The organism is Argonema antarcticum A004/B2, assembly GCF_023333585.1.
GTDB classification, from domain to species: Bacteria; Cyanobacteriota; Cyanobacteriia; order Cyanobacteriales; family Aerosakkonemataceae; genus Argonema; species Argonema antarcticum.
Window position 1 is genome coordinate 1 of record NZ_JAIQZN010000159.1, and the last position, 10,156, is coordinate 10,156.

Genomic DNA, 10,156 nt, shown 5'->3' on the forward strand with positions numbered 1-10,156 from the left:
GATGGGGTGCTGCCGACAGTCCCAGATGAAACAGGAAGTTTTTGTTAATGAATGTTAGCAAAAATCGAACGGATTTGACATCCAGAATTTTGACAGTACTATACTGCGATCGCGCTTATGTCTTCCGAAACACTATCCCCCTTAAATTTGCCTCCCAATTCTCCCCCCGTGAGGATTTTGATTGTGGAGGATGACCCTATGATGCAACTGGGGTTGGAGCAGTCGTTAGCCGCTCATCCGCAGATCGATATTGTGGGACAAGCTGAAGATGGTTATCTCGGTGTGGAGGCGGCTTTAAAACTTAAGCCGGATCTGGTGGTGATGGATATTGGTTTACCGCGATTGGATGGAATTGCGGCTACGCAGCGAATTAAGGCGGAACTTCCCGATGTCCGAGTGGTGATGCTGACTTCCCACACGACGGAAACGGAAATTATTGCGGCTCTTTCTAGCGGTGCGGATGCTTACTGCATTAAGGGTGCGAGTGTCTCTAGCTTGCTGGCTGCGATCGCGGCTGCAACTGTTGGGGCCACTTATCTCGATCCTCAGATTGCTCGTAAAGTGATCGACCATCTCAAACCTCCTACCCCGACAGGTAATGTGGCGAATCTTTCCCAACGAGAGTTGGAGGTGTTGAAATTGATGGTAGAGGGTTATAGCAATCCGCAGATTGCTTCTTCGCTGTACCTCAGTCCCAACACTATCAAAACTCACGTCCGGGGGATTATGAATAAATTATCGGTTGATGACCGAGTGCAGGCAGCTGTGGTGGCTCTGCGATCGGGACTGGTTTGACTAAATAGTCATTAGTCATTAGTTTTTTGCAAGCAAGCTTGATTGTTTAAAGACTAAGGACTCAATGACTGATGATTAAAAAAGGCGATCGCGTTAAGCTCATCTTGTCGCAGACAGAGTATAGTCGAAACAGATCCACGCTCCTAACCGAACAATGAACCCCCAAAAGCCGCAACGCCTCGAAGCCTCTGGAGATAAAGCAGATCGGATTGCCTACAAACAGATGCCTGCGAATGAACTGCCAGACCAAGAGGAGAGTAATCAAAATCTGATGTACTCGCGAGAAATCATCTTAGACTATCTCCGGCTGCGGATGTGCGAGGAAGTATTTCATTTTGCGATCGTCGAGCAAATTAAAGTCAAAGTCAAAGAAAATATCTCCACAGCAGTCCGTTATCACAATTTAGAAACTGGTAACACTTGCAAGTTGCCAGTCGATCTAATATTTGATGTAGAGTATCATATCGGTGAATTTCCTAATTCTCAAAATATTGTCCTGTTTCGCATTCAAATCCGTTTAATGAAATTACCGACTCAATTCACTTACATGACAATTAATCAAATTATTGACTGCATTGAAACCTTTTTGAGTCCTTGCGATAAAGACGACGTTTGGCAACCGACCGTTGAAGAGCGCATTGTGTATATGAAATGGGATAAAAAGGCCAAGCCGATCCCAGTGCTTGTGCTAGAACAATCAGATAAAGTACCGTTTGGTCTAGAGTAAAGACCAGTTTTTAATATTAACTTGCTAAGTTCAAATTAAAAAAAGTCCGCCAATATTAACTAGATAATTATCAATAAAAACGATCTGGTAAAAGCGGGTTTATAACTTTCGCTGGTAAGCGCGGGAGCGCTACAAAACTCGCCTCAAACGACTAAATTTAAAATTGTTTGCGCCCACCAACTAAACCAATGCGAAAGCAACGACCTTCCAGAGATAAGCAATTAATTCACCGCTGTTTATGGCTAGCAGTTTGGTCGGGATTTTCCATTTTCGGTGCTGTCTTTTGTATCTTATCTCCCAGTAAAGCGGCGAGTGGGGTTATTTCGCTAGCAGCTACCGAAGCCGCAGCAGAGGCCCAGTTGCCTTACCGCGTAGTGGACGAATTGGCGCAGAATTCTCCGGTACTACCGCCGAATTTTCCTGCACCACCGCCCAATCCGCAACCGAATCCGAATATCGATCGCTTTTTGCAACCAGCACCAACGCCCCTACCTACCACCCCAGAAGAACAGCGTCCCATTTTGCAGACCCCAACGCCACAAACGTCACCAGATGCTCTCCCAGTCAGGTTTCCGATTCGGAAAATCGAGGTCATCGGCAGCACCGTCTTAAGTCCAGATGAGATTACCACCATCACCAAGCCTTTTGAGGGACGGGATGTTACCTTGTCAGAACTGAGGAATCTTGCTGATGCCATCACTAAGCTTTATATCGATCGCGGCTACATTACATCAAGAGCCGTTTTGGCAGATCAAACTATTACTGATGGCGTTGTGCAAATTCGGGTCGTTGAAGGTAGCCTAGAACGGATTCAGATCGAAGGTACGCGACATCTAAAACCGTCTTATGTCCGCAGTCGGGTGCGACTGGGAGTGAGTACGCCCCTAAATACCAATCAGCTAGAAGATCGACTCAGGCTGCTGCGCCTTAATCCTCTATTGGAAAATGTGGAAGCCAGTTTGCGAGCTGGAAGCGAGTTGGGTAAGAGTATTCTTGTCGTTCGCGTTACTGAGGCTGACCCTTTTGACAGTAACTTTAGTATTGACAATTACTCTGCACCCAGCGTGGGTTCGGAACGATTGGGTTTTAATCTACGCTATCGCAATATTACTGGCTTTGGGGATGAAGTTGCTGCCTCTTATTATCGTTCGACGACGGGAGGTTCTAATGCTTTTGATTTAACTTATAGCATTCCGGTCAATGCCACGGACGGCACTCTGCAACTGAGGGCTGCACCGAATTTCTACGAAATTACTCAACCACCTTTCAGTAGGTTCGATATTCGGGGTGAATCCAGTCTTTATGAAGTGAGTTTTCGACAACCGCTGATTCGATCGCCTCGCCAAGAATTTGCCCTTTCGGTTGGCTTTAGCCGTCGGGAAGGTCAGACATTTGTTGGAGGTGAGCCAACACCTTTTGGTCAGGGGCCAGATGAAGAAGGTAGAAGCCGTACTAGCGTAATTAACTTTCAGCAGGAATATATTCTTCGGGATATTCAGGGCGCGACTGCATTGCGATCGCAATTTAGTCTCGGCACCGGCTTACTTGACGCTACTATCAATCCCGAACCAGTTCCAGACGGGCGTTTCTTCAGTTGGCTCGGTCAAGTGCAGCGCGTTCAACGCATCAGTAAAAATAATTTGCTCATTATACAGGGAGATGTGCAACTGACACCGAATAGCTTACTCTCCTCCCAACAATTTGCGATCGGCGGCGGTCAATCATTGCGAGGTTATCGACAAAATATTCGTGCAGGTGATAATGGCTTCCGATTCTCTGTAGAAGATCGTTTTACCTTAGAGCGGGATAAAGAGGGTTTGCCAGTTTTTCAACTAGCACCATTTATTGATGTGGGAACAGTCTGGAATCATCCGGATAATCCGAACATAATCACAGGTCAAAGATTTTTAGCAGGCGCAGGTATGGGGTTATTGTGGCAACCAGTTCCCGGTTTGAATTTACGAATTGACTACACTGTTCCGCTAATTGGGATAAGCGATAAAGGCGACAACGCCCAAGACAGGGGTTTTTACTTCCGTGTTATTTATCAACCATAGTAGCTATAGCAACCGCCAGGGGGGTTAAGGCGTGGTTAGTCTAAACTCCAGTAACTAAATAACTAAGGCAAAAATCGATCCAAAGCGGCCTTTAACTCTTCAATTTCCACTTCGATATTGCCTTCTTTGGCAGCACGAGCGATACATTCAGTTAAATGTTCGTCTAAAATCATTCTCGCCACTCGATCCAACGCACCCCGAACTGCGGCAATCTGTACCAGTACATCGGGACAGGCACGACTCTCCTGTACCATTGACTTAATGCCCCGGATATGACCTTCTATCCGAGATAGACGGTTGACAATCCGACGCAGGGATTCTTCAGAGTGAACGTGCGGATGGCGACTGCCTTTCTCGTGAGAGAGATCCACGTGCTTATGGTGGTCATCGCGATCGCCAGAATGTTCATTTTTGTCAGATGTAAATAAAATTTCGTCTTTAGATCCAATCATTCAGGAAGCCATAGAACAGTCGTACTTAAGATCCTAACCTACAAAGTAGAAGATATTGTTTACTGCCCAATTTCCAGCAGGGATCTGGGTAAGACCCAGATTTGTTCGGGTGTGGTCATAAGTAGTTGGTTGAAACGAAAAGCTTTTCTTCTGGGCCTTGTCCTCCTTGTCTTCCTTGTCCTCCTTGTCCCCTACATCACCAACGGGTTTTGACCACACCCGATTTGTGCCCCAGATCGCATCTGAACTGTAAAATTGACGTACTTCTTGGCATAAATGCACAGGGATTCTCAAAGAATTTTACGAAGTAAGCTAAAGCCGTGCTTCTAGACCGCTGCCACTGCGTTTCATCCCGGCTTGAAGACCGAGGATGAAACGCGACGCGCTATAGTTTTAGAAATAACGATCGCCACAAACACCAAAAATTTATCTAGCACATCGGAGCCTAAAAATCAAGCTATGCGAATTGAGAAATTTTATCTCCTCGTGGGTCAAATTTGTCGTTATGGACTTGCCAGCCTCCTGGGGGCGGTTCTGATCTTGGGCATAGTAGGAGTGTCGCCTTCTCAAGCAAGCCCCCGCAACACGAGTACCCCAACGCTACCGCAGCAGAGCGATGTGGCACAAGTTACAAACACAAGGCACAGCACCAGTTTTGTGACAGCAGCAGTGAATCGAGTTGGCGCAGCGGTGGTCAGAATTGATATAGAACGCACAGTGACCCGACGCATCGATCCGTTTTTTGACGATCCATTTTTCCGGCGTTTTTTTGGAGACGATTATATGCAGCGTGGCCCGCAGCAAGAGTTATTGCGCGGTCAAGGTTCGGGCTTTATCATCGATAAAAGTGGAATTATTCTCACCAACGCTCATGTTGTTGACCAAGCTGATAAAGTCACCGTGACATTAAAAGATGGACGTACATTTCAAGGGCAAGTACGGGGCGCTGATGAAATAACAGATTTGGCTGTAGTAAAAATTGATACTTCTTCAGATTTACCAGTAGTAACCCTGGGAGATTCAACCCAGGTACAAGTGGGAGATTGGGCGATCGCAGTTGGCAACCCCTTGGGACTCGACAACACCGTTACCCTTGGCATCGTCAGCACGCTGCATCGTTCTTCTACAGAAGTCGGCATTCCAGATAAGCGACTGGACTTCATTCAAACTGATGCAGCCATCAATCCCGGTAATTCTGGTGGGCCGCTTTTAAACGAAGACGGCGAAGTGATTGGCATTAACACGGCCATTCGTGCTGATGCGATGGGTATTGGCTTTGCTATTCCGATCGACAAAGCGAAGGATATTGCTCTAGCTTTAGCACGCGGTGTTCATATTGCTCATCCTTATCTGGGGATTCAAATGCTTACTTTAACCCCAGAATTAGCTAAGGAGAATAACAAAGACCCCAATTCTATGATTACAGTTCCAGAAATTCAAGGAGTATTGATCGTAAAAGTTTTGCCTAATTCTCCTGCTGCTGCTTCAGGTCTTAAGAAAGGAGATACCGTCGTTGAAATCGACAACACTCCGATTACTAGCGCTACAGCTTTGCAAAATATTGTTGAATCTTCTCGTGTAGGCAAAGTATTAACTTTGGCTGTGTGGCGCGGGGGTGAAATTAAGCAGATTCAGGTGAAGACAGGAGAGATGTAAGAATTTTAGATTTTAGATTTAAAATTTCAGATTTTAGATTTTAGATTTTAGATTTGTTTTAAATCTAAAATCTGAAATTCCCAAAATCCTAGAATCTAAAATTCCTGACTTACTCCATATCGTCGTCTTCGTCGTCTTCGTCGTCGATCAATTCATCATCAATCAGTTCATCATCTTCGAGGATAGAAGAAGGAAAATTGGAATTGGCGCGATTGTTGTAACCGCCTGAATTGTTAGAGCTAGAGCGCGACCCATATCCATCAGCCACGCCATCTCCAGCAGAAGTAAGCTCTTTAGAGCCCAGATCCGACTCTCGCCAGATACTGTCCAACCCTGATTCCACTCGGTATGCGCGGGCGGTTCGGTCATCCAGAACCACCTCTCCGGGCTCGTCATCTAAAACTGCGGTTTCGTAAGCCAAATCTATGTCTTGAGAATTAGCCTCCTCATAGGCGTTGAAACCAGTTCCTGCTGGAATCAAGCGACCGATGATGACATTTTCTTTCAAGCCGCGCAACCAGTCGGATTTACCTTCTATAGCCGCCTCAGTTAGCACCCGCGTAGTTTCTTGGAAACTGGCGGCAGAGATGAAGCTATCTGTATTGAGAGATGCCTTTGTGATTCCCAGTAGAACGGGCGTATATTCCGCAGGAGCTCCACCAGTAATAGACATGGCCTCATTAACTTGCTCAACTTGACGAAGTTCCACCAACTCACCTGGAAGCATGGTTGTGTCACCGCCATCGTCTATGCGTACTTTAGAAGTCATCTGACGAACGATGACTTCAATATGTTTGTCAGAGATATCAATTCCTTGAGACTGGTAGACAGATTGAACCTCATTGACAAGGAAAGTTTGAGTAGCCCGCAGACTCGTCAAAGCCGCCTCGTAAATTCCCATTCTTTCTCGGTTGAAATCGAAGAAGATTTCCAAGATTTCGTGAGGATTGGAGGGGCCATCCGTCAGAGGTTCTCCCACCTTCACCTCTTGACCGTCCGAGACAATTAGGTTTTGACCGGGACCGAGGGGGTATTCTGCGATCGTACCGTCTTCTTCGATCGCTTTTATTTCGTCGGGGTCGTCATCGCCGTAGGCCATTTGGATGGTGCTGGGACGACGGGCTAAGATGCAGGCTTCTTTTGGTTTGCGAGCTTCCAGGAGTTCTTCGATGCGGGGCAGACCTTGAATAATATCGCCCGTTTTCGTGCGTTCAAACACAAGCAGCACCAGGTTATCGCCCCGCTGTACCAAATCCCCATCGTCGATATGGAGGACTGCGCCGTTGGATACACGGTAGGGACGAGCAATTCGCAATATAAGCTCATCCTCCTTGATTTCTATTACTTGCCCGGACTCTTGGGTGCGAATACTGGATAGATCGGGAGTTGATTTGGCATCCGTCCCTTGACAGATAATAGCTCCCGCCACTAGCAAATCTCCCAGGGAAACAGTAGGCTGGCGACCGTGGGTGCTGACTGCTAGAGTATCTGCATCGCGCACTACCAATATGCGGCGGATAGCTTCAGCACCTTCGCGGATGCCTCGCACTTCTCCGGCTTCTTTGCATTGGATTTCAGTTCGAGCAACTACTGCACCAGGGGGGATGTTTTCACCGTCGCGGACGAGCAGTCGGGTATGAGTGCTGCCCTGGGTGGCATCTGCGGCGATGTCGCGACGAATGACTAAGGATTCTAGGATGACGAGTTGTAGACGCCATATTTCCGAATCTACCTCATCCGATACCAACTCGATATCGGCAGCTAGTTGGGGTGCGTCTTTGCCAATTTCCAGGACTAGCTGAGTTCGCAGCAGTTCTAAGCCTTCGACCGATTTGACTCGTTCTCCGTCTTTGTATGGCAGGCGCTGGACGGCGCGCAGTTCTAGCTGGGTTGCGGTGTCGGAGAAATTGGCTTCGCTGCTGCCTTTTTGGGTGGGTACGGAGGGTTGATCGGGGATGGGGTATTCTACGACTGGTCGCAGGAGGAGGGCTGGACCTTCTGGGGTTTCGATGTATTCGGCGTAACAAAGTTCGCTGGCGGTCAGTCCCGGCATCACTTCTTGTCCGGCGTTGACTAGAGCAGCGCTTTGGGCCATAACTTCTGTGGGGTCTTCCACTATATGGAGGTCGCCTGGTTTGATGGCTATTTCCCGCAGGATGTCGTTTTTCTGGACGACTTCGATGACGCCGCTAACGGTGCAGAAGATGTCTTTGACGACTTCGGTTCCGGCTTCGACAAATTGACCGTCCTCGACCAAAAGCAGGGAGATGTCTTTGTTGACTTCGTGAGTTTCTTCCGGTATCCACAGGAGTGTGCCGCCTTTGATGACTTCGTAGCCTTGTTTGGCTTTGCCGCGTTTGGCGACGTCAACTCCGGCATATTTGATGATGCCGCCGGTTTGGGTGCGATAGCGATCGTCGATCAGTTCGGCAACTACTTGGTTGTTTTGAACTTTGGTTCCCGGTGTGGCTTTGAGGGAAAAGACTTCTCCGTTGACTGTTTCGATCAAGTAGTGATCCCGACCTTGGTAGCTTTCTGCCCGAACTCTGGCTGTATCTAGCAACACGGAGGCGGTGATGATTTCAATTTCTCTTCCTCCAGAAGAACCTTTGCCTTCTTGGGGGAGACGCACAGATCCTCCGTGTTCTGTGATCAGTTTGGTTTCTGCCAAGACGCTGGCAGGATGCACTTTGTCGCCATTTTTCACGGTTGGCTCCGCGCCTGGGGGCAGGTTGTAGACTTCGCCGCTCAAGATCCAGACGAGTCCACCGCGTCCGGCGATGCGGGTGGTGTTGCCTTGGCGATCGGTCTTTTCTTCTGGCAACAAGTCAGCAAATTTCACTTCTCCGGCTAGGTCGGAGGCGACATCTTTGACGGCTTTTTCTGTGGCGCGGCGGACATTGCGACCGGTGATGGGGATTTCGGCGAGGATTTGGTTGGAGAGGACTCTTGTACGATCGGGGACTAGGATGATGGAGCCTTGGATGATGGGGATGGTGAAGAGGGCGTTCTTTGCCTTCTGCTTGCTGTCTTCGGGAACTATGGATAGGTCGCCGTTGGTTTCTGCCACTTGGGCTTCTTCGCCATGACGAGTGCGAAATGGTCTGGTTCGCAATCCATTGGCGTAGTGGACTACTCCGGCTGCGGTGGCGCGGACTTGGCGTGCCATTTCGCCGGTGAAGACGCCGCCGGTGTGAAAGGTTCTCATGGTGAGCTGGGTGCCGGGTTCGCCGATCGATTGGGCGGCGATGATGCCGACTGCTTCGCCCAGGTCTACCATTGAGGCGTGGGCGAGACTCCAACCATAGCAGTGCTGGCAGACGCTGCGGGCGGCTTCGCAGGTGAGTGGCGATCGCAATATGACTTCTTCTACTTTGGCGATGGCAATTCTCTCCACCAGTTCTGTGTCTATAGGTTGGTTGCGGGTGGCCATCACGATCTTGGTGGCGGGATGGATGACATCTTGGGCTAGGACTCGACCCATGAGGCGGTCTTTGAGGGGGATGAGGATGCGATCGCCATCTGTCATACTCCGCATTGAGACTCCCCGCGTTGTCCCACAATCGAATTCGCGGATAATCACATCCTGAGAAACATCCACTAGGCGTCTGGTCAGATATCCCGAATCTGCTGTTCTCAGGGCGGTATCCACCAACCCTTTGCGAGCTCCATAAGACGAAATAATATATTCAGTTACTGTCAAGCCTTCCCGAAAGTTGGTTTTGATGGGCAAGTCGATGATTTCTCCTTGCGGATCTGCCATCAAACCCCGCATCCCCACCAATTGCCGAACTTGGGAGATATTCCCCCGCGCGCCAGAGAAGGCCATCATGTAGACGGAGTTGAGGGGATTATTTTTCTTGAAGTTGCGGACGCATTCTTCTTTCAGCAATTCGCTGGTGCTGTTCCAGGTGTCGATTACTTTTTGAAATCGTTCAACTTCGGTAATCTCTCCCCGTGTATAGCGCTGTTCTGTCAGGCGAATCTCTTCTTCTGCTTCTTCCAGCAGCCGGACTTTGCTGGCGGGCACTTGCAGGTCGTCTACTGAGATGGAGATTCCGGCCCTGGTGGCGTAGCGAAAACCGAGTTCCTTCAGTTTGTCTGCCATCTGGGCGGTGCGTGCTGTGCCCAGATGGGTGAAGGACCATTCCATGAGTCTCTTCAGCTGGGCTTTGTCTACGATGCGATTGCGAAATACTAACTTTTCTGTCATTGGATTTTAGATTTTAGATTTTGGATTTTAGTCTTTCGGATGCTGTGCTTCGGCTTTAGTGCTTCGGCTTTAGTGCTTCGGCTTTAGTGCTGAGTGCTGAGTTAGGAGTGCTTCGGCTTTAGTGCTTCGGCTTTAGTGCTGAGTGCTGAGTGAGGAGTGCTTCGGCTTTAGTGCTTCGGCTTTAGTGCTGAGTGCTTCGGCTTTAGTGCTGAGTGCTGAGTAAGAATTATCTCTCTCCCCCTCTCCCCCTCTCCCC

Annotated in this window: 6 protein-coding genes; 4 read left to right on the forward strand and 2 right to left on the reverse strand. The window is 48.7% G+C overall.

Annotated features, from left to right (window positions below; translation table 11 throughout):
* Window positions 1-168 precede the first annotated feature (168 nt).
* The 3 genes from LAY57_RS33745 (at window position 169) to LAY57_RS33755 (ending at window position 3,579) form a co-directional block, all read left to right on the forward strand.
* Complete coding sequence (locus tag LAY57_RS33745) at window positions 169-795, forward strand: response regulator (RefSeq protein ID WP_249071569.1); 627 nt, start codon at window positions 169-171, stop codon at window positions 793-795.
* 154 nt (window positions 796-949) lie between these two features.
* Entirely contained in the window at window positions 950-1,522 is a 573-nt protein-coding gene (locus LAY57_RS33750) for a hypothetical protein (RefSeq protein WP_249071564.1), read from the forward strand.
* Between the two features lie 188 nt (window positions 1,523-1,710).
* The gene (locus LAY57_RS33755) at window positions 1,711-3,579 is read left to right on the forward strand and encodes a ShlB/FhaC/HecB family hemolysin secretion/activation protein (RefSeq protein ID WP_249071565.1); all 1,869 of its coding nucleotides are present in this window, start codon (window positions 1,711-1,713) and stop codon (window positions 3,577-3,579) included.
* 62 nt (window positions 3,580-3,641) lie between these two features.
* Here LAY57_RS33755 and LAY57_RS33760 read toward each other — a convergent pair whose 3' ends face one another.
* Window positions 3,642-4,031, reverse strand: coding sequence for a metal-sensing transcriptional repressor (locus tag LAY57_RS33760; protein ID WP_249071566.1), 390 nt, complete (start codon window positions 4,029-4,031; stop codon window positions 3,642-3,644).
* 459 nt (window positions 4,032-4,490) lie between these two features.
* Here LAY57_RS33760 and LAY57_RS33765 point away from each other — a divergent pair, with 459 nt between their 5' ends.
* A complete protein-coding gene (locus LAY57_RS33765; RefSeq protein WP_420839192.1) occupies window positions 4,491-5,687 on the forward strand; it encodes an HhoA/HhoB/HtrA family serine endopeptidase in 1,197 nt (398 codons plus the stop codon).
* Between the two features lie 109 nt (window positions 5,688-5,796).
* On the opposite strand, the gene LAY57_RS33770 is transcribed toward LAY57_RS33765, so the two are convergent.
* Window positions 5,797-9,900, reverse strand: a complete 4,104-nt coding sequence (locus tag LAY57_RS33770; RefSeq protein WP_249071568.1) for a DNA-directed RNA polymerase subunit beta' — start codon at window positions 9,898-9,900, stop codon at window positions 5,797-5,799.
* Between the last annotated feature and the right edge of the window lie 256 nt (window positions 9,901-10,156).